The 24,754-nt window shown below is 61.6% G+C and carries 26 protein-coding genes; 12 read left to right on the plus strand and 14 right to left on the minus strand.

Translation table 11 applies throughout. From position 1 onward, the window contains the following. Positions 1–7 precede the first annotated feature (7 nt). The gene (locus AC2YB9_RS07940) at positions 8–130 is read right to left on the minus strand and encodes a hypothetical protein (RefSeq protein WP_487268292.1); all 123 of its coding nucleotides are present in this window, start codon (positions 128–130) and stop codon (positions 8–10) included. Between AC2YB9_RS07940 and miaB the strand changes: the two genes are divergently transcribed. Beyond that, on the plus strand, positions 129–1,601 hold the full coding sequence (gene miaB / locus AC2YB9_RS07945; RefSeq protein WP_487268294.1) for a tRNA (N6-isopentenyl adenosine(37)-C2)-methylthiotransferase MiaB: 1,473 nt from the start codon (positions 129–131) through the stop codon (positions 1,599–1,601). The genes AC2YB9_RS07940 and miaB overlap by 2 nt on opposite strands. 25 nt (positions 1,602–1,626) lie before the next feature. Here the strand turns inward: miaB and AC2YB9_RS07950 are convergent, their stop codons facing one another. Further along, positions 1,627–2,202: a hypothetical protein gene (locus AC2YB9_RS07950; RefSeq protein ID WP_487268296.1), complete on the minus strand. Its 576-nt coding sequence runs from the start codon at positions 2,200–2,202 to the stop codon at positions 1,627–1,629. Positions 2,203–2,290: 88 nt separating this feature from the next. Between AC2YB9_RS07950 and AC2YB9_RS07955 the strand changes: the two genes are divergently transcribed. Further along, positions 2,291–2,953: a class III extradiol dioxygenase subunit B-like domain-containing protein gene (locus tag AC2YB9_RS07955; RefSeq protein WP_487268297.1), complete on the plus strand. Its 663-nt coding sequence runs from the start codon at positions 2,291–2,293 to the stop codon at positions 2,951–2,953. A 1-nt stretch (position 2,954) separates the two neighbouring features. Here the strand turns inward: AC2YB9_RS07955 and AC2YB9_RS07960 are convergent, their stop codons facing one another. Further along, a complete protein-coding gene (locus AC2YB9_RS07960) occupies positions 2,955–3,167 on the minus strand; it encodes an antitoxin (protein ID WP_487268298.1) in 213 nt (70 codons plus the stop codon). A 75-nt stretch (positions 3,168–3,242) separates the two neighbouring features. On the opposite strand from AC2YB9_RS07960, the gene miaA reads away from it, so the two are divergent. The 3 genes from miaA (at position 3,243) to hflX (ending at position 6,480) form a co-directional block, all read left to right on the plus strand. Further along, positions 3,243–4,163 (plus strand): tRNA (adenosine(37)-N6)-dimethylallyltransferase MiaA, encoded by a 921-nt coding sequence (miaA, locus tag AC2YB9_RS07965; RefSeq protein ID WP_487268299.1) that lies wholly within the window; start codon positions 3,243–3,245, stop codon positions 4,161–4,163. 119 nt (positions 4,164–4,282) lie between these two features. Further along, positions 4,283–5,113 carry a diaminopimelate epimerase gene (gene dapF / locus AC2YB9_RS07970; protein ID WP_487268300.1) on the plus strand — a complete coding sequence of 277 codons (831 nt, stop codon included), beginning with the start codon at positions 4,283–4,285 and terminating at the stop codon, positions 5,111–5,113. Beyond that, positions 5,110–6,480, plus strand: a complete 1,371-nt coding sequence (gene hflX / locus AC2YB9_RS07975) for a GTPase HflX (protein WP_487268301.1) — start codon at positions 5,110–5,112, stop codon at positions 6,478–6,480. Before dapF ends, hflX begins: the two co-directional genes overlap by 4 nt. A 51-nt stretch (positions 6,481–6,531) precedes the next feature. Here hflX and AC2YB9_RS07980 read toward each other — a convergent pair whose 3' ends face one another. Beyond that, positions 6,532–6,795 (minus strand): DUF2249 domain-containing protein, encoded by a 264-nt coding sequence (locus tag AC2YB9_RS07980; protein WP_487268302.1) that lies wholly within the window; start codon positions 6,793–6,795, stop codon positions 6,532–6,534. Positions 6,796–6,843: 48 nt separating this feature from the next. Here AC2YB9_RS07980 and AC2YB9_RS07985 point away from each other — a divergent pair, with 48 nt between their 5' ends. From AC2YB9_RS07985 to galE, 3 genes are read left to right on the plus strand one after another with little or no spacing between them, the layout of a single operon-like run. Continuing rightward, positions 6,844–7,500 (plus strand): helix-turn-helix transcriptional regulator, encoded by a 657-nt coding sequence (locus tag AC2YB9_RS07985; protein WP_487268303.1) that lies wholly within the window; start codon positions 6,844–6,846, stop codon positions 7,498–7,500. Positions 7,501–7,557: 57 nt separating this feature from the next. After that, the gene (locus AC2YB9_RS07990) at positions 7,558–9,510 is read left to right on the plus strand and encodes an ATP-dependent DNA helicase (protein WP_487268304.1); all 1,953 of its coding nucleotides are present in this window, start codon (positions 7,558–7,560) and stop codon (positions 9,508–9,510) included. Positions 9,511–9,519: 9 nt separating this feature from the next. Continuing rightward, on the plus strand, positions 9,520–10,473 hold the full coding sequence (galE, locus tag AC2YB9_RS07995; RefSeq protein WP_487268305.1) for a UDP-glucose 4-epimerase GalE: 954 nt from the start codon (positions 9,520–9,522) through the stop codon (positions 10,471–10,473). A gap of 72 nt (positions 10,474–10,545) precedes the next feature. On the opposite strand, the gene lexA is transcribed toward galE, so the two are convergent. Next, the gene (gene lexA, locus AC2YB9_RS08000; protein WP_487268306.1) at positions 10,546–11,268 is read right to left on the minus strand and encodes a transcriptional repressor LexA; all 723 of its coding nucleotides are present in this window, start codon (positions 11,266–11,268) and stop codon (positions 10,546–10,548) included. 83 nt (positions 11,269–11,351) lie between these two features. On the opposite strand from lexA, the gene AC2YB9_RS08005 reads away from it, so the two are divergent. Beyond that, entirely contained in the window at positions 11,352–12,188 is an 837-nt protein-coding gene (locus AC2YB9_RS08005; RefSeq protein WP_487268307.1) for an SDR family oxidoreductase, read from the plus strand. Then, positions 12,185–12,493 (plus strand): hypothetical protein, encoded by a 309-nt coding sequence (locus tag AC2YB9_RS08010; RefSeq protein WP_487268308.1) that lies wholly within the window; start codon positions 12,185–12,187, stop codon positions 12,491–12,493. Before AC2YB9_RS08005 ends, AC2YB9_RS08010 begins: the two co-directional genes overlap by 4 nt. Positions 12,494–12,505: 12 nt before the next feature. Here the strand turns inward: AC2YB9_RS08010 and pip are convergent, their stop codons facing one another. Then, the gene (gene pip, locus AC2YB9_RS08015) at positions 12,506–13,462 is read right to left on the minus strand and encodes a prolyl aminopeptidase (RefSeq protein ID WP_487268309.1); all 957 of its coding nucleotides are present in this window, start codon (positions 13,460–13,462) and stop codon (positions 12,506–12,508) included. A gap of 9 nt (positions 13,463–13,471) precedes the next feature. Then, positions 13,472–14,362, minus strand: a complete 891-nt coding sequence (locus AC2YB9_RS08020; RefSeq protein ID WP_487268310.1) for a YihY/virulence factor BrkB family protein — start codon at positions 14,360–14,362, stop codon at positions 13,472–13,474. 194 nt (positions 14,363–14,556) lie between these two features. On the opposite strand from AC2YB9_RS08020, the gene AC2YB9_RS08025 reads away from it, so the two are divergent. Further along, positions 14,557–14,973, plus strand: coding sequence for a LysM peptidoglycan-binding domain-containing protein (locus AC2YB9_RS08025; RefSeq protein ID WP_487268311.1), 417 nt, complete (start codon positions 14,557–14,559; stop codon positions 14,971–14,973). 13 nt (positions 14,974–14,986) lie between these two features. Here AC2YB9_RS08025 and AC2YB9_RS08030 read toward each other — a convergent pair whose 3' ends face one another. Genes AC2YB9_RS08030 through AC2YB9_RS08040 form a run of 3 tightly spaced genes read right to left on the minus strand, consistent with a single transcriptional unit; the run spans position 14,987 to position 17,664 of the window. Next, the gene (locus tag AC2YB9_RS08030; protein ID WP_487268312.1) at positions 14,987–15,751 is read right to left on the minus strand and encodes an amino acid ABC transporter ATP-binding protein; all 765 of its coding nucleotides are present in this window, start codon (positions 15,749–15,751) and stop codon (positions 14,987–14,989) included. Further along, complete coding sequence (locus tag AC2YB9_RS08035) at positions 15,748–16,707, minus strand: amino acid ABC transporter permease (protein ID WP_487268313.1); 960 nt, start codon at positions 16,705–16,707, stop codon at positions 15,748–15,750. Before AC2YB9_RS08035 ends, AC2YB9_RS08030 begins: the two co-directional genes overlap by 4 nt. A gap of 36 nt (positions 16,708–16,743) precedes the next feature. Then, the gene (locus AC2YB9_RS08040; RefSeq protein WP_487268314.1) at positions 16,744–17,664 is read right to left on the minus strand and encodes an ABC transporter substrate-binding protein; all 921 of its coding nucleotides are present in this window, start codon (positions 17,662–17,664) and stop codon (positions 16,744–16,746) included. 110 nt (positions 17,665–17,774) lie between these two features. On the opposite strand from AC2YB9_RS08040, the gene AC2YB9_RS08045 reads away from it, so the two are divergent. Next, positions 17,775–18,461, plus strand: a complete 687-nt coding sequence (locus tag AC2YB9_RS08045; protein ID WP_487268315.1) for a type 1 glutamine amidotransferase — start codon at positions 17,775–17,777, stop codon at positions 18,459–18,461. Here the strand turns inward: AC2YB9_RS08045 and AC2YB9_RS08050 are convergent. From AC2YB9_RS08050 to AC2YB9_RS08065, 4 genes are all read right to left on the minus strand, one after another. Beyond that, positions 18,449–19,699, minus strand: coding sequence for a PucR family transcriptional regulator (locus AC2YB9_RS08050; protein ID WP_487268316.1), 1,251 nt, complete (start codon positions 19,697–19,699; stop codon positions 18,449–18,451). The two genes, AC2YB9_RS08045 and AC2YB9_RS08050, sit on opposite strands and share 13 nt — an antisense overlap. Before the next feature lie 26 nt (positions 19,700–19,725). Then, positions 19,726–21,147 carry a phytoene desaturase family protein gene (locus AC2YB9_RS08055; protein WP_487268317.1) on the minus strand — a complete coding sequence of 474 codons (1,422 nt, stop codon included), beginning with the start codon at positions 21,145–21,147 and terminating at the stop codon, positions 19,726–19,728. Further along, entirely contained in the window at positions 21,144–23,027 is a 1,884-nt protein-coding gene (locus AC2YB9_RS08060) for a DUF3556 domain-containing protein (protein ID WP_487268318.1), read from the minus strand. Before AC2YB9_RS08060 ends, AC2YB9_RS08055 begins: the two co-directional genes overlap by 4 nt. A gap of 294 nt (positions 23,028–23,321) precedes the next feature. Then, positions 23,322–24,728: an IS1380 family transposase gene (locus AC2YB9_RS08065; protein WP_487267148.1), complete on the minus strand. Its 1,407-nt coding sequence runs from the start codon at positions 24,726–24,728 to the stop codon at positions 23,322–23,324. Positions 24,729–24,754: the final 26 nt, after the last annotated feature.

Here is a 24,754-nt window from a genome sequence, read left to right on the forward strand (position 1 = left end):
CAGCAATCTAGTAGTGGCGGTCATCACATGGCAAAGCCGGATGTATGCCGTAGCCGAATTGACACAACTCGACAATCTCGCGCAGGTGTCGCATGCCGGGTTCGACCGCCACGTATCCTTGACTGGTCATGACGAAAACCTATGAAGTGCGCACCTACGGCTGCCAGATGAATGTCCACGACTCCGAGCGGCTGAGTGGATTGCTCGAGACCGCCGGCTACGCCCGCAACGCCAGCGCCGAGCCGGCCGATGTTGTCGTGTTCAATACCTGTGCCGTGCGCGAGAACGCCGACAACAAACTCTATGGCAACCTCAGCCAACTCTTCTCGGTCAAGCGGGATCAGAAGCCGGATATGCAGATCGCCGTCGGTGGCTGCCTTGCGCAGAAGGACCGCGACACGATCACCAAGCGCGCCCCGTATGTCGACGTCGTCTTCGGCACCCACAACATCGGTTCGCTGCCGGTGCTGCTGGAGCGTGCCCGCATACAGCAGGAAGCCCAAGTCGAAATCCTCGAATCGCTCGATGTCTTCCCGTCGACGCTGCCGTCCAAACGTGACTCAGTGTTTGCCGCATGGGTGTCAATCAGCGTCGGCTGCAACAACACCTGCACGTTCTGCATCGTCCCGGCGCTGCGCGGCACCGAGAAAGACCGCCGTCCCGGTGACATCCTGGCCGAAATCAAGGCATTGGTCGCCGATGGCGTCGTTGAGGTCACCTTGTTGGGCCAGAACGTCAATTCGTATGGTGTTGAATTCGGCGACAAGCAGGCATTCGGCAAGTTGCTCCGCGCCTGTGGCGAGATCGAAGGGCTCGAACGGGTGCGTTTCACCAGCCCGCACCCCAAGGATTTCACCGACGACGTCATTGCCGCGATGGCGGAGACTGCCAACGTCATGCCGCAACTGCATATGCCCCTGCAATCGGGTTCGGATGTGATTCTCAAGTCGATGCGGCGCTCTTACCGGCAGGCAAAATATCTCGGCATCATCGATCGAGTGCGGACGGCAATGCCCGAGGCGTCGATCACGACCGACATCATTATCGGCTTTCCCGGTGAAACTGAGGAAGACTTTCAGCAGACGATTGATGTCGTCCGCAAAGCGCGGTTTACGAATGCCTTCACCTTCCAGTATTCCAAGCGGCCAGGCACCCCGGCAGCGTCGATGGAACAGCAGGTCCCCAAGGGGATCGTTCAAGACCGCTATGACCGGCTGGTTGCGGTGCTCAACGAGATTTCCTGGGCTGAGAACAAGTTGCTCATCGGCACGACGGTAGAACTCCTTGTGTCCGACCATGAAGGCCGAAAGGACGGCGCGACCCACCGTATGACCGGCCGTGCACGAGACAATCGGTTGGTGCACTTTCAGGTCGGCGATGCTGAGGTTCGTCCCGGCGATATGGTCGAGGTTGCCATCACTCAGGCCGCGCCGCATCACCTCGTCAGTGACGGAGCGCCGAAATCGGTGCGACGTACGACCGCGGGCGATGCATGGGAGCGGCGCGACGGACGGACCGAAGTGATGAGCGTTGGGCTCGGTATGCCGGCCTTCGGTGTGCCGGAACCGCTGACGCCAGTTGACTCGGTCTGCTCGATCTAACGCGAGCAACCAAGCGAGGGCATACTCAGATAGCTTCGCCCGGATCGCGCGGATAAGGGTCAAATAACGACTTCGGGATACGGCAATCGGGCGACGACGCGTAATTCATTCGGTCGATAATTGAGTGGCCGTGTCCGTCGGTGGGTTGTGTCATGGCGGCCGGCGAGCGCATACGGAGCGAGTCGGCATAGTCCGACCGCGCTCTGATCAAACTTTCCCAGTCGTTGGTCCATGCCAACGTTGGCTTATCTGCGCGCAACAGCGCTGGATCGAGCGCGCGCACTTTTTGAACCAGCTGGTCAATCGCCTGATTTTGGGCATTGATCGCGTCCGCCTGCTCGTCGGGCGAACCCTTGATCGGAAAATGGTTCATGGTGGCTCGCAGGTTGGTGCACCCTGATTTGGCCACCCGAAGAATATCGGGATTCTCGATGGAGCCCTTGCGGTCGATGCTGCCGACGACGATGAGAGCAATCAGACCGACCGCCGTGACGATGAAGCCACCGAGCGACAGACCGAGCGCGAGCCAGAACCACCTGCGGCGTATAGGCGGCTGCGGTGGAGGAGGCGGGGGCCGATAATCCGCATACCCAATAGTCACCTGATGATCATTCCATGCGGTGGTCGTTGGGCGGGAACAACTGTGGCGCTGTCAACGTACGGAATTATTCTGTGGCTACCCTCGAAGCATGATCGTTGCCGCCGCCATCTGCCCCCACCCGCCAATGCTCGTTCCGGAAGTTGCACAGGGCGCTGCCGCCGATCTCGATGAGTTGCGCGCGGCCTGCGATGCGGCGATGGAAGAGTTGTTGAGTAAGGACTTGGAGCACATTGCGGTCATCGGGGCGGGCGCGCCCGATCACTTCTGGGACCGGCACGCGGGCGGCAGCTTCAAGCCTTACGGCGTCGACTTACATGTTGGCGGTGCCAGCGATGAGTTACCGCTGGGTCTGACGGTCGGGGCTTGGCTGTTAGAGCGTCATGGCTGGACCGGGTCGCGGGCGTACGTGACCGGTGGAGTCGAGCCGCGCGGCCGTACCGCCCTATTGGTGATGGCGGACGGAAGTGCCAAGCGGACCAGTGAGGCGCCGGGCTATTTCGATGATCGAGCGGAAGCCTTCGACGCATCCATCGCCGCTGCGCTCGCCGTGGGCGATGCCGGGATGCTCGCCAATATTGACCGCGAGCTCGCCGCCGATCTGTGGTGCGGGGGAGCCGCGCCGCTCAAATTGCTCGGTCGAGCGACCACCGACGAAATGCAGAAGGGCGCCTCAATCACCGCGCAATTGCGCTATGATGAGGCGCCCTTCGGCGTCGGCTACTGGGTAGCCAGTTGGTCGGTCGAACGCTGAATCAGGACTTGTCGCCGAGTTTGTCGGCGGCATCCTTCGCTTTGTCGGCGGCCGCATCGATCTTGTCCTCGTATTTGCCCTTGCTGGCTTTGTTGGCCAGGTCGGCGGCCTTTTCCAGGCCGGCATCGATCTTGTCGCTGTTGCTGGCAGCCAGGTCGGCGGCCTTATTCTTCAATTCGTCGGCATGCCCTTTGAACCGGTCGAGGAGTCCCATTAATTCGTCCTTTTCTCGTTGGTGATGAGCGATACCGCCCCCATATGGCATGACATTACCTGCGAGACTGACGTTATGTCCCTTGTCGACCGCATCGTGGCCATCATCGGCCCAACCGCGGCGGGCAAATCTGATCTGGCCGTTGCGCTCGCACAATCGCTGGGGAACGCCGAGATCGTCAACGCTGATTCGATGCAGATTTATCGCAGAATGGACATCGGCACGGCGAAGCTGACCGTCGACGAACGGGCTGGAATTCCGCACCACCTGCTCGATATTCTCGATATCACGGAGCCCGCAACTGTCGCCGAGTTTCAACTCTGGGCACGTGCTGCGATCGCTGATTGTATGCATCGGGGCGTCACGCCGATCTTGGTCGGCGGCTCCGCGCTCTATCTACGGGCGGTGCTCGATCGGTTCGAATTCCCGGGCACCGATCCGGCTATCCGCGCACGGTGGACGGCCGAGCTCGAGTCGCGTGGCGCAGTTGCATTGCATGAGGAGCTCGCGTCGCGCGATCCCGATGCCGCCGCTCACATCTTGTCGACCAACAGGCGGCGCATCGTACGAGCATTGGAGGTCATCGAATTGACCGGCAAGCCGTACGCCGCGACGCTGCCCGCACTTGAATATGCCTACGCCAACGTCACTGTCATCGGCATCGACGTTCCCCGAGAAATCCTCAACGAACGCATTGCGCAACGTGTCGATCACATGTGGGAGCAGGGGCTTGTCGAGGAGGTTCGGGGGCTTCGCGCGGCGGGTCTTGAATCCGGGCTGACCGCAAGTCGGGCGCTCGGCTATTCGCAAGTCCTCGACTTTCTGCGTGGCGACAGCACCGAGGCCGAGGCGCGGGAACTGACGATCATCGGCACCCGCAAGTTCGCCCGTCGACAGGGTCAATGGTTTCGCAAAGATCCCCGCATCCAGTGGATCACCCACGACTCGGCCGACAAACTCAAAGAAACCCTGCAGATCCTAAGACCCGCGATCTGACCCCGCGATCTGAAGCCTTAGGTGGCTTCCCGCAGAGCGTTTGTCCAGGCAAGGCATCAGATCGCGGACGTAAGGCTTCAAATCCTGGGGCCGGGGGCTGGGGCCGGTAGACTTCGGCTATGGGATTTCCTTGGCTCAAGGGGCACGGTACGGAGAATGACTTCGTGCTGCTCCCGGACCATGACGGATCGATCCACGGCGATCTTGATCCGGCCTTTGTCGCAGCGATCTGCCAGCGGCGGCGCGGCATCGGCGCCGATGGCGTAATGCGCGTGATCCGCACCGCCGACCTCCCGGATCCGGCATTTGCGGGTCAGTCGGCTGAATGGTTTATGGATTACCGCAATGCTGACGGATCGATCAGCGAGATGTGTGGCAACGGCATCCGGGTGTTCGCGCTGCACCTCAAGCAGGAGGGCCTCATCGACGCTGATGGTCCGGTTGCGATTGGCAGCCGCGACGGGGTCAAGACCGTTACGTTCCAGGGCGCCGAGATTAGCGTTGACATGGGCGTTCCAGAGATTTTCGACAGCACTAAGATTCAGGTCGCCGAGCGCTTCTTGGAAGCCAAACACATCGAGACCGGCAATCCGCATGCGGTCGCTTTCATCGAGCGTCTTGCCGACGCCGGGACGCTGCTCGATGAGCCGGGCTATGACCGTGAGGCATACCCCAACGGGGTCAACATCGAGTTTGTCGTACGCGCCGGCGAGCGACATGTTGCGATGCGAGTGCATGAGCGTGGCTCCGGTGAGACGCGATCCTGCGGTACGGGTGCCTGTGCGGTTGGTGTGGCGGCGGCGCTTGCCGATTGCGCTGATCGACCGGTGACCTATCGTGTGGACGTCCCCGGCGGCACCGTTCAGGTGACGTGGGCCGAGGACAACCACATGATTCTGACCGGCCCAGCTGAAATCGTCGCACGCGGCGAGATGGAGTGGCTCATATGACCGACGGCAGCACTGAGGGTCTCGAACTCGAAGAACGCCATTCCCTCCGCCGTGTCGCGGGCCTTTCGACCGAACTTCAGGACATCTCCGAGGTCGAGTACCGCCAACTGCGGCTCGAGCGTGTCGTCCTGGTCGGCGTATGGACTAGCGGCAGCGCCGCGGACGCCGAGAACTCGCTGACTGAGCTCAAACTGCTTGCCGAAACTGCAGGTTCGGAAGTTCTGGATGCACTGATCCAACGCCGCCATAAACCGGACCCGGCCACTTACATTGGCAGCGGCAAGGTTGAAGAGCTCCGCGCTGCGGTCGCGGCGACCAATGCCGACACCGTTATTTGCGATGGTGAACTCGCGCCGAGTCAGTTACGCAACCTTGAGGACCGCATCAAGGTCAAGGTCGTCGACCGAACCGCGCTGATTCTCGACATCTTTGCCCAACACGCTAAATCCAAGGAGGGCAAGGCGCAGGTCGAACTTGCCCAATTGCAATACCAAAATCAGCGGCTACGTGGCTGGGGTGGCAATCTGTCTCGTCAGGCCGGTGGCCAGGCTGCTGGCGGCGAGGGCATCGGCGGCCGCGGCCCTGGTGAGACGAAACTCGAGACCGATCGACGCCGTATCCAGTCCAAGATGGCCAAGTTACGCCGCGAACTGAAGGAAATGAAGGTGACGCGCGCGACCAAGAAGACCCAGCGCCGCCGCCATGAAATCCCTGCCGTCGTAATTGCCGGCTACACCAATGCTGGCAAGTCGAGCATCCTCAATCGGATCACCGATGCTGGCGCTTTGGTTGAGAATGCACTGTTCGCAACGCTCGACCCGACCACGCGTCGTAACGAGACCTCTGATGGACGCATCTACACCTTGTCGGACACCGTTGGCTTCGTACGCCACCTGCCGCATCAGATCATCGAGGCATTCCGATCAACACTCGAAGAAGTTGCTGAGGCGGACTTAATTCTGCATGTGGTCGACGGATCACATCACGATCCCGAGGGCCAGATAACCGCCGTACGCGAAGTGTTCGCGGAGATCAACGCGACCGAAATCCCCGAGATCATCGTGATCAACAAGGCCGATCTGGCTGATCCATCGGTCATCGCACGCTTGCTCGCACGGGAGCCACATGCGGTGGTCGTCAGTGCACATACCGGCGAAGGATTCGACGAACTACTCAACGCAATTGAGGCCGATCTACCGACACCGGCTGCGCGTGTTGATGTCGTGCTCCCGTATGCGCGCGGTGATTTGCTCAACCAGATTCACGCGCACGGTGACATTGAATCGATCGAGCACATCGGCGAGGGCACTCATGTCATCGCGCGCGTGAGCGCAGAACTCGCGGGAGCCCTGGCGGCTTACGCCTGAACTCCCGCGCCTGAACTCCCGCGACTGAACTCCCGCGTGTGGCCGTTGCTGTCAGTCGGTCTTGGTGCGGAGAATCTGTAGGTGCCATTCCTCGGGTCCGCGCTGCAGATAGCTGACCTCGAACGTCTCGGGGGAGCGGCGTTCGAGCTGGCCGAGCAGTGGCTGTGGATCGTGCGGAGCGACCAAGACGATGCCGCTTCCGACGCGGACCGAATCGAGCGCGCCGAACACCGCGCCGTGGCGAATCGCGTGCGGAATGGACCGGGCGTCAAGGACCGGGAGGCCCTGTTCGTCGGACAATAGATTGAGCTCCATGCTGTACTCCTCTGGTAAAGTCATCAAAAGTTTATTACGGTAGGTACCGTGATTAAGAGTAGGTCCCACATTAGCTCATCGGTAGCACTTTCCGGGCCCTGCCGACGAGTGCTGGAATGCCTCATTGAGCAAGATGGCCTGTCCCCGATCGGGCAACTCTCCGAGGGTGTCGGCTCGCACCCCAATACGGTTCGTGAACATCTGGCCGTGCTGCTCGAAGCCGGATTGGTCACCCGCGAACGCGCCACGCCGTCGGGCCGAGGACGGCCACCGTGGCATTACCGCGCCACCGCGCTCGCGCTGACCCATGACACTAGTTATGAAGGGTTAGCGGTCGCCCTTGCCGATCAACTGGCGCGTATGAGCGCGGACCCGCGCAGCGCCGCGATCGAGGCTGGCGAACATTGGAGCAGCGGAATCGTTGATCCGAATCTGCCGCCCTCGGCCGACGGCGATGGTGTCCGCCGCCGAGTGTTGTCGATGCTCGATGAGTTGGGATTTGATCCCGATCCAGTGCCGGTCGCAGGCCGGATGCGCCTACGAGCGTGCCCCATGATCGGTGCTGCCGAACGCGAGCCCGATGTGGTTTGCTCGGTTCATCTGGGGCTTGTTCGTGGCATCGTCAAGAACGCTGGCGGCGATCCCGATTCGACCGAATTGCTGCCGTTCTTCGATCCCGACGCGTGCCACCTCGAACTTGGCTAAGTCGGGGTCTGTGGACAACGGTCGGTATGCCATCACCGATGCCGGTAACCTTCGACAGTGAGTGAAAAGCCCGATGTCCGCGCCGTACTGCATGCAGCAGTCTCGGCTGTCGACGGCGATGATCGGCCCGGACAACTCCAAATGGCCGAAGCGGTGGCCAGCGCGCTTGAACAGAAGCGGCATCTGCTCGTCCAAGCCGGCACCGGCACCGGCAAGTCTTTGGCCTATTTGGTGCCCAGTCTGCTCCATCACAACCGTGTCGTCATCGCCACCGCGACACTGAATCTCCAACATCAGCTCGTCGAGCGTGACCTACCTGCGCTCAAGGACGCCGCGCGCGCCACGATGACCTCGGTGCCGCATTATGCCGTCGTCAAGGGCCGTAGCAACTACGCCTGTCTGCATCGCATCCGCGAAGGCGCTCCCGATGATCAGGGCGCTCTGATCGAGGTGCCTGAGGGCTCGCTGGGTGCCGAGGTGCTTGAGCTCCGCACCTGGGCAGAGGAGCAGGCTGAGGGTGGTCACATCGCGGACCGTGATGCCGCGCCGTCACATACCGATCGAGCTTGGCGCCAGGTGAGTGTCAGCGCACGCGAATGCCTTGGCGCCGCAAAATGCCCATACGGCAATGAGTGCTTCGCCGAACTGGCCCGTGAAGACGCCCAGGATGCTCACGTCATCGTCACGAATCATGCGCTGTTGGCGATCGACGCAATTGACGGCGTACCGATGTTGCCCGAATACGACGCCGTCATCGTCGATGAGGCGCACGAGCTCGCGGCCCGGGTCACGCAGGCCTCGACCGATGAACTCAACTCGGTCACGGTCGAACGCGCTGCCCGGCGGGCCCGCAATTGCGTCGACGGCACCGAGGCAGATGATTTGACCGACGCTGCCGATGCGCTTGCCGATGTGTTGTCCCGGACCGAAGAAGGTCGCCTCGACACCCTCGAACAACCGCTGCAACAGGTGCTCGCACTCGTACGGGATGCCGCCCGTGCCTGTTGGTCAGCATTTCCAAAAGAGACCGACAATGCCGAACCAGATGCGGGCCGCCAACAGGCCCGCGGCATGGTCGACGAAGTTCGCAAGATTGCCGAACGCATGGGCAGCAAGGGCGAGACCGAGGTGCTGTGGGTCAGCGATGGCCGCAATGGTCGTCAACTGCACATCGCGCCAATCGATGTGTCGCTGAGTCTGCGCGACAAGCTATTCGGTGAAAAGACTGTCGTGCTGACCAGCGCCACACTCAAATTGGGTGGCGGCTTCGAATCGATTGCACGCAGCCTCGGCCTGCGGCCTGATGATGATGAAGTGCCGTGGGAAGCAATCGATGTCGGCTCGCCATTTGACTATCCGCGCCAGAGCATCCTGTATGTCGCCAAACACCTGCCACCGCCAGCGCGCGACGGTCTGGCCGCCCCGCAGATCGGCGAAATTTGCTCGCTCATCAAGGCGGCTGGTGGTCGTACGCTTGGCCTATTCTCCTCGCGCCGGGCCGCCGAATACGCCGCCGAAGAGGTCCGCAAAATCCTGCCGGACATCGACATCTGGTGTCAGGGTGATGCGCAGCTACCCGAGCTTGCGCGTCGCTTCGCCGACAACCCGACGACCTGCCTGTTCGGCACGTTGAGCCTATGGCAAGGCGTCGATCTGCCCGGTGCAACCTGCCAGCTCGTCATCATCGATCGGATCCCGTTCCCACGGCCCGACGATCCGCTGATGAGCGCCCGCCAAAGGCTCGTCGAGAAACACGGCGGCAATGGCTTCATGACGGTGGCGGCGAGCCATGCGGCGCTGCTGTTGGCGCAGGGGAGTGGCCGACTGATTCGTCGCTCCACCGACAAAGGCGTTGTCGCAGTTCTGGATCCACGGTTGGTGACAGCCCGCTACGGCAGCTTCTTGGCTGGCTCACTGGCGCCGATGTGGCGCACGACGGACAAGGCCATGGTCATTTCGGCCCTACAACGGCTCGACGCTGCGGCGTCGGATCCGTCGCCCACCAAATAGACTCACGACATGTCCTTCCTTGTCACTGGTGGCGCCGGCTATATCGGCGCGCATGTTGTCCATGCTTTTACTGAGGCCGAACTCGATGCGGTCGTCATCGACGACCTCTCGAGTGGACATCGCGAGTTCGTCGGCGACGGTGTGCCCTTTGTCGAAGGCACAATTCTCGATGCCGACCTCGTCCGGCGGACCATCGTCGAGCATGGGGTGACGGGTGTCGTTCATCTTGCTGGCTACAAGTACGCCGGAGTTTCGGTGACACGACCGCTGCATACCTATGAGCAGAATGTGACTGGCACCGCCACGCTTCTGGCGGCTATGGCGGCCGAAGGCGTCGAGCAGTTGGTGTTCTCTTCGAGCGCTGCGGTCTATGGAACCCCCGATGTTGCGCTGGTCACCGAGGCCACGGCGACGAAGCCGGAATCACCCTATGGCGAGAGCAAGTTGATTGGCGAGTGGCTATTACGCGATCAAGCCCGAGCAACCGAACTTCGCCATACCTCGCTGCGCTACTTCAATGTGGTCGGGTCCGGCGTTGACTGGCTCTACGACACCAGCCCGCACAATCTCTTCCCGCTGGTCGTTAAAGCGCTCGACGAGGGACGCATACCGCAAATCAATGGCGATGACTATGACACGCCCGATGGCACCTGCGTGCGCGACTACATCCACGTTGCCGATCTGGCGCGCTCGCACGTCGCAGCGGCAAAGGCACTCCGGGCGGGAACACCGCTAGATCGGATCTACAACCTCGGTAGCGGTGACGGCGTTTCGGTACGGCAGATCATGACCGCGTTTGCCACCGCGACCGGACGAGACTTCGAGCCCACGATTGCGGCCCGCCGGCCCGGTGATCCGGCCCGCATTGTTGCCTCGGGCGCCACTGCCACGCGTGACCTCGACTGGCAGATGAGTTACACGCTCGCCGACATGGTCGAAAGCGCGCTGGCAGCCAAACGCTGAACCGACTTGGCCCCAGACCTTGCGGACATAGACCCTGCGGCCCCAGACCTTACGGACATAGACCCTGCGGACTTAGACCTTCCGCAGGACGGTTGTGACTTTGCCCAGAATCGTGGCGTGGGTGCCGTCGATGGGGGAGTAGTCGGCATTGTGCGGCAGCAGCCACACCTTGCCGTCTTTGCGCTGGAACGTTTTGACCGTTGCTTCGCCATCGAGCATGGCGGCAACAATCTCGCCATTTTCGGCAACTGGCTGCTGGCGGACTACGACATAATCGCCGCTGCAGATCGCGGCATCAAGCATTGAGTCGCCCTGCACCTCAAGCAGGAACAGCGTGCCGTCGCCAACCAATGATTTTGGCAACGGGAAGATGTCTTCGGTGCGTTGTTCGGCAAGGATTGGACCGCCGGCGGCAATGCGTCCGATGAGCGGAACGTAGGCCGCCGCAGGGTGCGAGTTGTCGATATCGGTTTCATCGAAATCGCTCTCGCTGGCCGAGCCATAAGAGCGACGGGCGGCAATCACACCGGGGAGGAATACTTCAAGGGCACGCGGCCGGTTGGGGTCGCGACGAACGAAGCCGAGTCGTTCAAGCGTACGGAGTTGGTGCGCCACGGAGGAAGAACTGGCCAAACCGACTGCGGCACCGATCTCACGCATGCTGGGCGGATAGCCGCGCTTCTCGATCTCGGTCCGCAAGAATTCGAGGACTTTGCGCTGCCGCGGAGTCAACCCGGTTGCATCGGCAGGGCCATCGGGGAGTTCGGTGATATCGGCATTGGTATCGTCGCTCATGACGTCAGGTTAGTCCCAAGACTGATGTTTAATCAAACATATGTTCGATAGGCGTGTCGCGCCCTGATCTCAAGGTTGGCCCAATGAAAAAGTCGCTGAGCACTTCGAAGAACCCGCGTTCAGCCGTCGTGACCGGCGCTGGGCGCGGCATCGGTCGGGCAATTGCCGCCGAGTTGGTAGGTCGTGGCTACGAGGTCATCGTGACTGATCTCGATGCCGAGCAAGCCGAGCGTACGGCTCGTGAGATTGGTGCGGTTGCAGGCCTCGCCCTGGATGTTACTGACGAGGCGGCCAACACGACGATGGCCGCACGGGCATGCACCTACGCGCCGCTCGGCGCCTGGGTATGCAATGCAGGTGTCGGCTTTGACGGCGCGCTGTCGGAGCTCGAAAGTGATCAGATCCGCACCCTCGTGGACGTCAATTTCCTGTCGGTAATGTGGGGCGTGCGGGCTGCTACCTCGGTGTTCCGCACGCAGGCCAACTCGGGTATCAGAGGCGGCGACATCGGCATTGTCGCGTCGCTGAGCGCCCACGGCCCGGTGCCGGGGCTGAGCGTCTACGCCGCGACGAAGGCAGCCGTCCTCAGCCTCACCACGTCGTTGAGCGCGGAGCTGCGGAAGGACCGGATTCGTCCGCACGCGATTTGCCCCGACGGGGTCGACACCAAGATGGTCGCCGATATGCAGGCGGACGGCGATGCCCGCGCGCTCATCGCCGCCGGCACGTTCTATCAACCTGCGGCGGTGGCACGAGCCCTGGTCGATATGTTCGGCAGCCGGCGCGTCTATCGCACGATGCCGGTCTATCGCGGCGTCATGTCCAGGGTGTCGAGCATGGCACCCGGACCGATGATGCGGGTCGAGCCGGCGATTCGATTCATGGGCAGACGCAAACTCAAGAAAAGTATGTCGCGATGAGCTATCTCGTCGTTGGGAAGCGGGCAGCCGGCCAATGGGATCTTGAGATTCAAGGCGTTGGCCAAACGACCGCGGCCGATCAGGCTGGCATTGAGGCTGCTGCGCGTGCGCTGCTGGCGTCGTCCGGACACGCGGATGCTGCCGACGCCGACCTACAGCTATTGATGCCGGACTTCGAGGTCGACCTTTCCGAGACGTTGATGCCGCGTGGCGACCGGGTTCACTGGGAGATCTTGAGCGCAATCCTCGCCTTGCTCGTCGTCATCGGCGCAATTACCCTTATCGTCGTCGCGGTCCGCAACTAGCAGCCACCGGCGTTAGGACGCGAAGCGATCCGTCGCCTCAATGATCGCCGACCGGGTTCCCGGCTCGGAGAACGCATGCCCGGCATCGGGAATCAGCTGGAAGTCGGCTTGTGGCCAGGCCTTATGCAGATCCCAAGCGGTGCAGGCGGGCGTACACATGTCGTAGCGACCTTGGATGATCACGCCGGGTATGTCGGCCAGCTTGCTCGCGTCCCGGATGAGCTGGCCGTCGGTCATCCAGCCGCCGTTCATGAAGTAATGATTCTCGATCCGTGCGAAGGCGACCGCAAAGTCGTCCGTCGTGAAATGATCGACCAACTCGGTGTCGCGCAGCAGCGTGATCGTTGAGGACTCCCAACGCGACCACGCCTTTGCCGCCGCCCGGCAGACCGCTGGATCGGTGTCGTGCAGCAGTCGTGAGTAGGCCTCAATCAGGTGTCCGCGATCCGCCTCTGCGACGGGTGCGAGGAAGTCCTCCCACAGATCGGGGAAGATCGCCGCCGCGCCGCCTTCATAGAACCAGTCGAGTTCGGTGGTGCGTAGCGTGAAAATGCCACGTAGGACAAGTTCGCTGACCCTGGCTGGATGGGCCTGCGCATAGGCCAACGCCAAGGTCGAGCCCCATGATCCGCCGCAGACCAGCCACATCGAGATACCCAGGTGTGCACGCAGTCGTTCGAGGTCGGCGACGAGATGCCACGTGGTGTTGTTGGCTAGATCGGCGTCGGGGCTGCTGACATGGGGTGTCGACTGGCCGCAACCACGCTGGTCGAAGGTGACGATGCGATATTTTTGCGGATCGAACACGCGGCGCTGGTCGGGGCTCGAGGCGCCGCCGGGCCCACCATGCAGGTAGACCGCGGGCTTGCCCTCTGGGTTTCCCGAGATGTCGTAGCGGAGTTCTTGTCCGTCGCCGACGGCAAGCATTCCAGTTTCGTAGGGCTCGATGGTTGGGTAAAAATCTCGCATACGACGAGGCTATCGCTCGCCTGCCTGTTCAGCCGGTGCAGGCGCGCCTGATTCTGATGCGTCTGGTTCCGGTTCGTCTGCTGCTGGTTCGTCTGGCAGTTCCGCGGCAAGTACCTTTTCCAATTCGGCGCCGAACAGGATCGCGTACGCGCTGACCCACAACCACAACAGCAGTGCAACGACGCCGGCCAGAGCGCCGTAGGTCTTCCCGTAGCTGCCGAAGTTGTCGACATAGAGCGAGAATCCTAACGCGGCGGTGAGGAAGATACCTGTCGCTGCGACGACTCCGGTACGTGTGATGGCCTCTCGCTCTCGGTTGGGCGCGACTCGATAAAGCACGGAGATCGTGCCGAGGACGGCTCCCAGCAGTACCACCCACCGCACCGGTTCGAGCAGCAAACGCAATCCGGGAACAATCTCGATCGCGTCAAAGGCGATGGGGGCGACCGCGACTAGCGTGACAAGTATCATCACGAAAAAGATGCCCGCGAGGGTCAATTTGAGCGCCAGCAATTTGCGTTGAATGAATCCGCGGCTCTCTGAGCAGCCGAAGGCTGTGTTGAGCGCCGCTATCAGATTGCCGACGCCGCCCGACGCACTCCACAGAGCGACGAGAACCGCCAGGATCAGACCGAAGCCCAATGAGCCGCTCGTGGTTGCGGTGATCGACGTCATCTGGCCAGCGATGAGCGAAGCCGCATCAGCGGGGAGCGCATCGGCAAGTTTGGCTGACTGCTCGGTGACGGCAGCGGGACTGGCAATGAGGCCGTAGAGCAGGACTCCGGCGATCAGCGCCGGGAAAAGCGACAGGAAGCCATAAAACGCCACGCCGGCAGCAAGCAGCGGAATTTGATCCTTCGAGGCCTGTCGCCACGCGGTCTTGAGGCGGGGAATCACCATGGATCGACCCTAATGGATGGACAGTTCGCCGCTCGAATCGACAGTATTCGAAAATATGTTCGAACAATGCTGGATTCTGTCAGTGGGTTCGAGTATCTTCGTACATGTGTTCGATCGAACGTATGTTCCCCCAGATCGAATGGTCGGTCGGACACGCCAAACGTTAAGAGTCTCACTTCCCCATGGAGGCAATCATGAGCAGCATCGCGATTAGTTACGCACCGGCCATTCACTCACCCGGCGCGCAGCGTCCGCAGCGTCATTTGCATGCTGTGGGTCATCTGCGCGCGGTGGATCCGAGCGGATCGCGCCCAGTCCGGCTGACGCGTCGTGGCCGGCTCACGATCGTCCTCGCGGCGATCGCGGTGCTGCTGCTGCTCGGCGTGACACTCGGTGGCTCGACTGCCGCCACCAATCAATCCGGCACACCGACCGCGACCCAGACGATTACGGTCAAGGCCGGCCAGACGCTGTGGCAGATTGCGGCGGTCGCCAATCCCACCGGCGACATCCGTGACACGGTCGACGACATCATGAAGCTCAACTCGCTGCCCAGCGCTGCCGGCCTCCAAATGGGCCGCGACCTCGCCGTACCGATCTACACCAAGTAACTGGTTGACGGAGTTAGAGCACCGTGGACAGGAATGACTTGGTGCGCTCCTCTTGGGGGTTGGCCAAGATGTCACGGGGGCTACCGGACTCGACGACCACGCCGCCGTCCATGAACACCAGTTTGTCGCCGACCTCGCGGGCAAAGCCCATCTCATGGGTGACGACAACCATCGTCATGCCGGACTTGGCCAATTCACGCATGACGTCAAGGACCTCGCCGACGAGTTCGGGATCGAGGGCGGAGGTCGGCTCGTCGAACAGCATCAGCTTCGGCTCCATAGCCAGTGCGCGAGCAATCGCCACGCGCTGTTGCTGACCGCCGGAGAGCTGTGAGGGGTAGGAGTCGAGCTTGTCGCCCAGACCGACGCGTTCGAGCAGCTCGCGCCCCTTGGCGGTGGCCTGCTTCTTAGATTTCCCGCCAACCCGCATCGGTGCTTCGATGACATTGCCCAGTGCCGTCATATGGGGGAACAAGTTGAAGTGCTGGAACACCATGCCGATCTCGCGGCGCTTGCCCGCAACTTCGCGATCGCGCAGCTCATAGAGCTTGCCTTTGCTCTCGCGGTAGCCGACGAGTTCACCGTCGACGGCTAGCCGACCCGAATTGATCTTCTCAAGATGGTTGATGCAGTACAAGAATGTCGATTTGCCGGAGCCGGACGGTCCCACGATGCACATGACTTCGCCTGGTTGGACTTCGAGATCGATGCCGTTGAGTACCTTTAGCCGTCCGTAGCGTTTGCAGACGCCCTTTGCGGACACCATGGGGGTGGTCATTGGCTCCTGCTTCCCGGGAAGAACATCGGTGCGGCCTTGGGCGTGTCACTAGGGACGAAATGTTGCTTCAACACGAGCCGGCGGATGCGTTGCAGTGGCGTCGGTGGCAGCTCTCGGGATGAGCCCTTGGAGTAATGGCGCTCAACGTAATACTGGCCACCGGTGAGGATGGAAGTGACAAGTAGATACCAAATGCTGGCCGCGAGCAGCACCGGAATTGTTTGATAGGTGCGGGCGTAGATCTGAGTCGAGGCATACAACAAGTCGGGGTAAGCGATAACGTAAACCAGCGAAGTGTTCTTGAGCATCGAGATGGTCTCGTTGCCCGTTGGCGGGATGATCACTCGCATCGCTTGCGGCAGGATGATCCGTCGCATCGTCAACAGTTTGGACATGCCGAGCGATTGCGCGGCTCGGACTTGTCCCTCATCGACCGACTGGATGCCAGCACGGACGATCTCGGCCATGTAGGCCGCCTCATTGAGCGCGAGACCCAGAACCGCGGCCATGAACACTGTGATCAGGTCCTTGGTCTCCCAGCTGCCGAGCGCAGGCCCACCGAACGGCAATCCGACCGTGATCGTTTTGTAGAGCGCGCCGAGGAAACCCCAGAACAGGATCTGAACCAGCAATGGGGTTCCACGGAAGAACCAGATGTAGACCCAACTCACGATCGACACCACCGGATTGGCCGACAATCGCATCACCGCGAGGATGACGCCACCGACGATGCCGATGGCCATACAAATAATCGTTAACTCGATCGTGTGCGTCAGCCCGATCAAAATCGAGCGTGTCGTCAGGGTCTCGCGGACGACACCCCACTGGTAGTTCGGGTTGGTCGTGAGGGACCGTACGAACATGGCGAGCACGAACAGCACGATGACTGTCGACAACCAGCGACCAGGATGCCGAACCGGGATTGCTTTGATATCGGCGGCATCGCCGGCTGACATCGCCGGTCTCTGGTCTCTGGCTGTCAACGGATTTCCTTAACTTTGTGCTGCGTTGATCTCGGACGTGGTGATTGCGCCGCCGTCGGCGGCCCACTTCTTGAGAATCGTTGCGTAGGTACCGTCATCGATAATCTTCTGGATGGCACCCTGAAGTGCCTTGGTGAAGTCACCATCGTCTTTTGGAACTGCGATGCCGTACGGGGCTGTCTCGTATGGCGAACCAACAACTTCAAACTTGTTGTTGGACTTCTCGGCCATGTAACCGGCAACGCCGGAATCGGCGAGCGATGCGTCGATCTGGCCTGAGGCAAGCGCAAGGTTCACCGCGCTCTGGTCAGGGTAGACCTTCGACGTCAATTTCTTCTCGCCATCGGCGGCGCACTTCTTGGCGCGGGCGGCGATGTCATCAGCTTGGATCGTGCCACTCTCGGCCGCAACTGTCATGCCGCACAGCGAAGAATCCTCGGTGGAGAGCTTCTTCGGGTTTCCGGCGGGGACCAAGAGATCGGTACCGGCCTTGAAGTAGGTGACGAAATCGACGACCTTCTCGCGCTCCTTGGTGTCAGTGAAAGACGACATGCCGAGCTCGTATTTGCCCGAAGCGAGGCCCGGGATGATCGCGTCGAAGCTTGAGGCCTTGAAGACGAACTTGACGCCGAGGACATCGCCGAGCGCCTTGCCGAGGTCGGGGTCGACGCCGATGACGGTCTTGCCGTCGGCGTCGACCGACTCCATCGGCGCATAGGTGGCATCAGTGGCGACAATGACCTTGCCGTCCTTCTTGACCGCGTCGGGGACCATCGCGGCGAGCTTGGCATCGACTTTTGCGCTGGTGGCCGGCTTCGTCGTGTCGGACTTGTTATTGTCACTCGAGCTCCCGCAGGCGCCGGTGAGTAGGAGTGCTGAGGCCGCGACAACGACGCCGACGGTCGACAGTAGAGAACGATTTTTGCGCATGTTTTCCTCCAGTAGAAGTTCAGCGTGAACGTACCACGACGAGCGGGTCGATTTGGGTCAAAGAAATCCAATCGCAACCATGATTCTTGTGGGCCTTCTACGATGCCACTATGCGCACGTATGTGGTCTGCGATGACCGGGCTGGCCGCGAGCCGGGATTCGTCGGGGAGCGGCTCGAAACGCGCGGCGCCGACTTGCACCTGGTCGATCGGATGGCGATGCCGACGTTCGACTCGCTTGCAACGCCCGAACTCGTTGTCCTGCTCGGATCGCACCTGAGCGCGCACGAACCGGCGAATGTCGATGTGGTCGCCGCCGAATCCTGCTTCGCGCTTGCTGCACTCGATGCCGGCATCCCCGTGATCGCAATCTGTTATGGCGCCCAGTTGATGGCTCGTGCGCTCGGTGGCACCTCCTATGCCAATGGCAAGCCAGAGTTGGGTTGGAAGATGGTCGACACCGATGACACGGTCCTGTGCCCGCCCGGGCCGTGGGCCCAGTTGCACAAAGATGTGTTCGAGGCTGCGCCCACCTCGACCGTTCTCGCGACCTCGGCGGCCGGCCAACAATGCTTCATCGACACGAGCCGGGCCGGGCGGGTCATCGCGTGGCAGTTTCACCCTGAGGTTCGGCCCGAGGTGTTGAATGGGTGGATCGATCAGGATGCTGCTTATTACGAGTCGTTCGGATCGGACACCGCCGCACTCAAGGACGAAACGCTTACGCGGGAGGCGCTCAGCCGGCTGGCGGGGCATGCCCTCACCGACAATGCGTTGGACTGGCTTCAGAGCACCTGAGCGCCGATGATGTGGCACACCTGCAGGGCCAGCTCGAGGTCGAGTCGGCCGTCGTCGAGTGGTCGCCCGCGTTCTTGCACAGCCTTCTCGACGCGGTACTTCACCGAGTTGCGGTGCAGGTTGAGCAGTGCCGCCGATTCGGTGTAGCTCCGTCCGGTCGACATGAAAGTATGCAGAGTGTCGCGCAATCGTGCCGCGGCTGGGGTGTTGGCAGCGAGCGGGCCAAGCTGTTCGCGGACCCACGCGCGGGTCGAGTCGAGGTCACGCGACAGGGTGGACACGATCGCGACGCCTGGGTCACCGAAAGAGATGGCGTTGTCCATCTCGGTCTTGCATTGGAGCGCCAGACTGCGCGCGGCTAGTGCTTGCACGTGAGTACGCCGAAAGCCCTCGACGCCGTGCTGGGGAAGTCCGAGGGCGATTCGGCCGGGCGCTTGTGCCGCCAAGGCGCGAACCGTGACCATGTCGACGGGATGCTGATTGGTGCCGCGGGCGAACCAAGCCCAGGCGAGATTGTGTTCCAGGGCGATAAAGATCGGCGTGGTGACAGTCCGGCCGATGCGCGATAATTCTTGGGCGAAATGCTCCAGCGACATGACTGCGTCCTGAGCGAGATTGCCCTCGGGCAGCCACAACACCGCACCGATGTGGAACTGGTCGAGTTGGTAACCGGTCTCGGCAGCGAAGGCCTGCTCATTAACCGTTTGGCCGTCCAGCAGCCGGTTGACCAGCGATGACACCATGTTGCCGCCGGCGGCAATGCGGCGTTTCCATTCGGTGTCATAGGCATCGGCGACATACTGGGTGATCCAGTCGATGTAGGCGCTGGCGACGTTCGTCAACTTGTGCAGGACCTGGACTTTGAGCTCGGCGCTGCAGTCGAGTTGTTGAACCTCGGCGAAATAGTCTTCGATCAGTCTTGCCTGGCCAACGTGATAGGCCCGTCGCAATGAGTGGCTTGGCACCCCGCGCTGGGCGAGCCGTATGGCGTACTCGACGGCGGCGGTTGTGGGCTGGAGATGTTCCAACGAGATGTCATTGATCAGGATGTGGAAGATCGTGCTGATATTGCCCTCGACGCTGGCATACAGCAACTCCACGAGGCCGGGATCCTGATCGAGACCATGAACATCAGCGGCCATCATGGTGCTCATCGCATCGACGATGACGCGCTCGCGGGTCTTGAGGCTACGACCGACCTCGGCCACCATCGCGATAACTTCGTCGCTTTCATCCATATGCGGCTCCTCGGTTCGGCCAACTGCTAGCGCGAAAGGCGACTCAACGCCGAGAGCGCAGCGTTGTGGCCACCCATCCCATGGACGCCGCCGCCGGGCGGGGTCGCCGACGAGCACAGATATACGCCATCGACACCGGTCTGATACGGATTCACCGCGATTCGGGGGCGCATTGCGATCTGCAGCGCGGTGTTGGCGCCGGCGCTGATGTCGCCGCCGACATAGTTGGCGTTGTCGGACTCCATCATTGCGACGTTACGGACATGTGTTGCCCTGATGCGTTCGGTGAATCCCGTGGCGAAACGCTCGATCTGTGCTGTGATCGCAGCCGTCGCATCACCGGAATAACCGTGCGGTACGTGCGCATATGCGTAGATCGGGTTGAGCCCGGAATCGCCGCCGGAACGGCTCGGATCGGCGCGATATTGCTGACCGAGCAGAACGAACGGCTGTTCGGGCATCTGCCCGCGAACGGTCTGCGCTTCGATGTCGACCATCTGCTCGAGCGAGCCGCCCAGATGGATCGTGCCAGCGCGACCAACATCGGCATTGTCCCAGGGGATGTCGCCCTCAATCGCGTAGTCGACCTTGTAGGCGGCCGGTCCATAGGAATAACGCCGATAGGCACGACGGACCCGTCGGGGGAGCCGCTCACCCAAGATCCGAGCGGCGGCATCGGGCGCGGTGTCGAGCATGACGATGTCGGCGCCGCCGAGTTGGTCATATGACGTCACCCGTACGCCGGTCTCGATCTGGCCACCGGCCTGTTCAAGTTTGGCGGTGAGCGCCCGGGTGATCGCCGCAGAGCCGCCTTCAGCGACCGGCCAGCCATACGCATGGGCGGCGGCGCCGAGCATGAGACCGACCGAGGTCGAGAGGGGAGTCGTCAGGGTGCCGAACTTGTGCGCCGCGATGCCGCCGAACAGTCCGCGTGCTTCGTCGGTGTGCCAGCGTTTGGCCGTCCACGTCGCCGGGAGCAGCGAGTGAAAACCGAAATGGGCAAGCTTCAACGGATGCTTGGGCACGTGGATGATCGGACGGAACACATCGCCGGCGAGAGCATCAAAGTTGCGGGCGGTCCGACCGAAGAGACGCGACCAAGCCGGGCCGTCATCACCGAGCCCCGCGGCGGTCCGTTCGACGTCGCGCCACAGGAGTCCGGCTCGCCCACCATCGAGCGGATGCGCCAACTCGATCTCGGGCCACAGCCAGCGCAACCCATACTGCTCAAGGTCGAGAGTCTGAAAATAGGGTGATGCGGCTCCGGTCGGATGGAATGCGGAGCAATCATCGTGCAAGAGGCCAGGAACGGTGAGCTCGGACGTGTGGGTGCCGCCGCCAATTCGGTCGGTGGCTTCCAGCACCCGGACCGAGACACCCTGCTCGGCGAGGGTCAGGGCAGCAGCGAGCCCATTGGGTCCGCTGCCGACCACGACTGCATTCGTCACATACCCACCTTGCCATGTTCCTTGGTGTCGAGGTCTCGGAGTACGGGATTGATGATCTCCTGACTTGCTGGCGGGACGTCGGTGTTGGCGTGCCTGCCAGCCGCAACCGGTGAATGCTCTGGCGGCGTATATCCCGGCGCGGTCCAGGTGATCTTGTAAGGGATCGGGCCGTCGGGCAGCCATGGATAGGCATCGGCAGCATCGGCGACGACATATGTTCCGCGTTCGACCACGCCGAGCGCCGCGTCGATTACGCGGTACTCCTGATAGTTGCGGTGAATGGGTTGGGATTCCACATGGACCGAGATGAACTCGCCGGGCTCGAAGTTGCAGCGCTTCTGCATCGCGGCGATGAGCCGCTCGTCCAACAGATGGCCATCACCGAACTGCCAACCGACCATCGTGGACAGCGTGGACTCTGCTTCGCGCAACCGGTAGTTCTCAAAGGAGTCGAGGTGACGCATCATCAACGATAGGAATGCGGGTCCCTGACTGTGCATGGACCGCCATGCGGTCAGCTTTTCCATAAAGATGGCCGCAACCTCGGGGCTGTAAGCGGCCGACAATTGGTCGACCTGGTTCAAGGCCGGCTTGGTGATGAACTGATTGAGTTTGTCCTCACTGTCGCCGCGGAACGCCCACGAGGCCGATGCCCAGTTGCCCGCGTATTGCCGCATTGAGGGTAGGAACGAGACGAGATCTGGTCGAAGGTTGCCCAGCACCGGGAAGAACAGCAGCCCCACCACGACGGCAGCGAGCAGCCAGCCATTGCCGAAGTCACCCACTCCGTATCCATCGCCAGCGGGGAAGTTCCAGAAGAGATAGCTGACGGCGAACATGAAGAAGACGTTCCATTCCAGCGGAACGGCAAGCGGGAAGGTGGACGTGATCACGGCATGGAACAACAACATGCCGATGATGGCGAGCAGCGTCACCGTCCGGTTGGTGGAGAACAGCAGGATCGGTGGCAGAATCAGCTCAACCGCCGAACCGCCGATATGGGTGATCAGACTCGTCATCCGAGACGGGCGAATGTCGTTGGGGAAGTCGCGATAGAGCGCGCGCTTGAAGCGTTTCGAGGTGATCCACGGGGTGTTGCTCAGCATCGGCGCGACGACCAGGGTGGTGTGCCGGCCGTACTTTGAAATGCCCGCACCCATCCAGATGATGACGATGGCTATCTTGGCGCCGACGATCATGTCGGTCAAGCCGAACAGCGCGAAGAACAACAGGGTGGGAAGGTACTGCTCTGCGCGGGAGGCCAGGAACACGATTTTGTCGCGCAAGCCCATGACGACGATCAGCACCAGATAGGTGAGAATCGGGATGGGGTTCATCAGCCCCGCATCGATCCACGAAGGTAGTCCGCCGACGTCTTTGCCGGGCATACCGAGCATGACCAGGATGTTGACCAACAGAGCGGCATACAACGTGACATCCCAGAGGTTGCGGCTGTCGCCGCTGGTCCCGGGAATTTTCGTCGGCCACGGCGCGATGCGGATGGTGCCTGGTCGGAGCCAGTAGAGGCAGCCGCCAATGAGTGGGCCGAATTTGAAGGCGAGCGGGCCCGACGAGGAGGCCAAACCCAAGATTTCGAACAGGATCGTCCAGACCATCAGCTTCTGATAAAACAGCGGCTCGTTCCACCAGGAGCCGAGGTCGAGCAGTCCGCCGAGGCCGGGGGTGGTCGCCCAGGCGATGAGCGCGCCACCGACGACATAGAAGATCATTTTGAAGATGTAGAGCATGTGGAACTCTTTGGGACTGCCGAAGCCGTACTCGCACCAGTGGATGGCGAGCAGTTTCATGCGGTCCAGAAATGGGACGCTGCCGAACTCGGCTGGGTCGACCGGCGGCATGTCGGCTGTTTTGTAGCCCATTGTTTCTCCTTGGCAGTGAGTCTCAGGCGGGTTGGAGCATGGTGCGTATGGTCGGCTTGTCGATCTTGCCCACCGGGTTTTTCGGCAGGGCCTCGACGATGTGGATGCTGACCGGGACCTTGACTCTTGTGAGGTGGGTCCGGCAGTGGCTCAGCCTGAATCCACCGATGCCCATCGTTTGAGTGGTCGGTTCTGATTTTGGTGACGGGGTCGACGTTTGGGCAGGAGGGGCTGGCGGACCTCGTTGTCCGTGTTGTCCACTGGGTTTTCGTGTCGCGCCGGTTGGCTGGATGGTCAGGCAGCGGCCGGTGTTGGCGGTCCGCAGCCGATGGCATTGTGTAGTTCGTTCCAGGCCGTTTCCCACTGCCAACCTTCGGGCAAATGCAGCACGATCCGTCGGGCCGAGGAAGCGATTCGGGCCGGAACCGTGATGAGTTTGCGTCGGATCGTGGCGGTGGTCGCTTTCGCCAGGCCCGGTCCGGTGAGGGTTGCGGATGCGCGGGTGAGGTTGAATGTGATCACGGCCAGGACCAGCCAGGCGCTGTTCGCGGGAAACGATTTTGACGGCAGATGAGCCAGCGACGAGTGTTTCAGATCGGCGTGGACTTGCTCGATGATCGCGTGCTGGCGGTGGGTCTTGTCCGCGTCCACGGTTCCCAGATCGCTGGTGGTGAAGAAGGCGTGGAACCGCCAACTGTCGAACAGCGTGGACTGGCCGTTCTTGGCCTGGGTGTTGAGGGTGGGGGTTCGGCGGACCACGAGCCGCCCGGCAATATGGCGGGCTTTCTTCTGTGACGCGAAAGCGATGAATTCGATTTCGGCGACCTCAGCCCGCGACACCCATTCGCCGGTGTCTTGGTCGAAGACCGGGTGGGTGTATTCGATTTTCTGCCAGTTGGTCTCACCGATGGCCGTGATCGCGGCCTTGACGGCCGGGTCCAGCCTGGCCGTGACCGACACATCGGCGCCGGTTTTGATCGCTGCACTGATTGTCGGATGGCCATAGAATGCTGAATCGGCGCGCAGCAAAACCTTGCCCGGAGTGTCTGCCCTCTGGAGCTTCTTCAGGGTTGACATGGCTTCGGCGACCAACTGGGATGCACCCCGCGCAGAGTTCGCGGCGCCTTTGCGCATGCGTTGGGCGATGATCACAGGTGCGGCCAGTTTCGTCGACACTGTCACGATTGCTGCGTTGAGCCCGCGGACACCGGAATAGCCGTAACCAGAACCCTGCTTGGTATAGCCGTGGACCTCGACGATGGTGTCGTCGATGTCGACCATCACATAGTCGTCGCCATCGTCGAGACCAGCGATCAGCGGCGTCTTCGTGGCGAGTGCCTTCAGGAAGCGGGAGGCAATCGCGTCGAGTTGGCGGACATGACCGAAGGTGAACGTTCGCAGGAACGACCCCAACGTCGACGGCGCATAGACATGCTTGAACAGGCGCCTCATGCCGCCGTGGCGAAGGACACCCATGTCATCGATCGAGTCAGCCCCGGCGACCATCCCCGCAACCAAAGACATGACCTTCAGACCCGCATTTGCGCCCTTGTCGGTGGGAACACTCAGATGTTTGTCAGCCAGATCACGAAGCCCCGCCGATTCGGCCAACCTGACAACCGGGACCAGACCTGCGGCCGACACGAGATTCGGATCATCGAACGAGGCTGAAACAGCGTGGCGTTTATGAGAGAGTTGCATTTACGAGATGTCCTTCGTGTCGCGGA

It is taken from the genome of Aeromicrobium changchenzhani, from assembly GCF_057586615.1.

What these genes read in the sequence shown, in the direction of transcription:
- dapF (WP_487268300.1), top strand. Translation starts at nt 4,283, where the DNA reads ATGGGATTTCCTTGGCTCAAGGGGCACGGTACGGAGAATGACTTCGTG.
- AC2YB9_RS08005 (WP_487268307.1), top strand. Translation starts at nt 11,352, where the DNA reads ATGAAAAAGTCGCTGAGCACTTCGAAGAACCCGCGTTCAGCCGTCGTG.
- AC2YB9_RS08065 (WP_487267148.1), bottom strand. Translation starts at nt 24,728, where the DNA reads ATGCAACTCTCTCATAAACGCCACGCTGTTTCAGCCTCGTTCGATGAT.
- AC2YB9_RS08010 (WP_487268308.1), top strand. Translation starts at nt 12,185, where the DNA reads ATGAGCTATCTCGTCGTTGGGAAGCGGGCAGCCGGCCAATGGGATCTT.
- miaA (WP_487268299.1), top strand. Translation starts at nt 3,243, where the DNA reads ATGTCCCTTGTCGACCGCATCGTGGCCATCATCGGCCCAACCGCGGCG.
- lexA (WP_487268306.1), bottom strand. Translation starts at nt 11,268, where the DNA reads ATGAGCGACGATACCAATGCCGATATCACCGAACTCCCCGATGGCCCT.
- miaB (WP_487268294.1), top strand. Translation starts at nt 129, where the DNA reads ATGACGAAAACCTATGAAGTGCGCACCTACGGCTGCCAGATGAATGTC.
- AC2YB9_RS08025 (WP_487268311.1), top strand. Translation starts at nt 14,557, where the DNA reads ATGAGCAGCATCGCGATTAGTTACGCACCGGCCATTCACTCACCCGGC.
- AC2YB9_RS08035 (WP_487268313.1), bottom strand. Translation starts at nt 16,707, where the DNA reads ATGTCAGCCGGCGATGCCGCCGATATCAAAGCAATCCCGGTTCGGCAT.
- AC2YB9_RS07960 (WP_487268298.1), bottom strand. Translation starts at nt 3,167, where the DNA reads ATGGGACTCCTCGACCGGTTCAAAGGGCATGCCGACGAATTGAAGAAT.
- pip (WP_487268309.1), bottom strand. Translation starts at nt 13,462, where the DNA reads ATGCGAGATTTTTACCCAACCATCGAGCCCTACGAAACTGGAATGCTT.
- AC2YB9_RS08040 (WP_487268314.1), bottom strand. Translation starts at nt 17,664, where the DNA reads ATGCGCAAAAATCGTTCTCTACTGTCGACCGTCGGCGTCGTTGTCGCG.
- AC2YB9_RS08050 (WP_487268316.1), bottom strand. Translation starts at nt 19,699, where the DNA reads ATGGATGAAAGCGACGAAGTTATCGCGATGGTGGCCGAGGTCGGTCGT.
- hflX (WP_487268301.1), top strand. Translation starts at nt 5,110, where the DNA reads ATGACCGACGGCAGCACTGAGGGTCTCGAACTCGAAGAACGCCATTCC.
- AC2YB9_RS08045 (WP_487268315.1), top strand. Translation starts at nt 17,775, where the DNA reads ATGCGCACGTATGTGGTCTGCGATGACCGGGCTGGCCGCGAGCCGGGA.
- AC2YB9_RS08060 (WP_487268318.1), bottom strand. Translation starts at nt 23,027, where the DNA reads ATGGGCTACAAAACAGCCGACATGCCGCCGGTCGACCCAGCCGAGTTC.
- galE (WP_487268305.1), top strand. Translation starts at nt 9,520, where the DNA reads ATGTCCTTCCTTGTCACTGGTGGCGCCGGCTATATCGGCGCGCATGTT.
- AC2YB9_RS07980 (WP_487268302.1), bottom strand. Translation starts at nt 6,795, where the DNA reads ATGGAGCTCAATCTATTGTCCGACGAACAGGGCCTCCCGGTCCTTGAC.
- AC2YB9_RS08020 (WP_487268310.1), bottom strand. Translation starts at nt 14,362, where the DNA reads ATGGTGATTCCCCGCCTCAAGACCGCGTGGCGACAGGCCTCGAAGGAT.
- AC2YB9_RS07955 (WP_487268297.1), top strand. Translation starts at nt 2,291, where the DNA reads ATGATCGTTGCCGCCGCCATCTGCCCCCACCCGCCAATGCTCGTTCCG.
- AC2YB9_RS07940 (WP_487268292.1), bottom strand. Translation starts at nt 130, where the DNA reads ATGACCAGTCAAGGATACGTGGCGGTCGAACCCGGCATGCGACACCTG.
- AC2YB9_RS08030 (WP_487268312.1), bottom strand. Translation starts at nt 15,751, where the DNA reads ATGACCACCCCCATGGTGTCCGCAAAGGGCGTCTGCAAACGCTACGGA.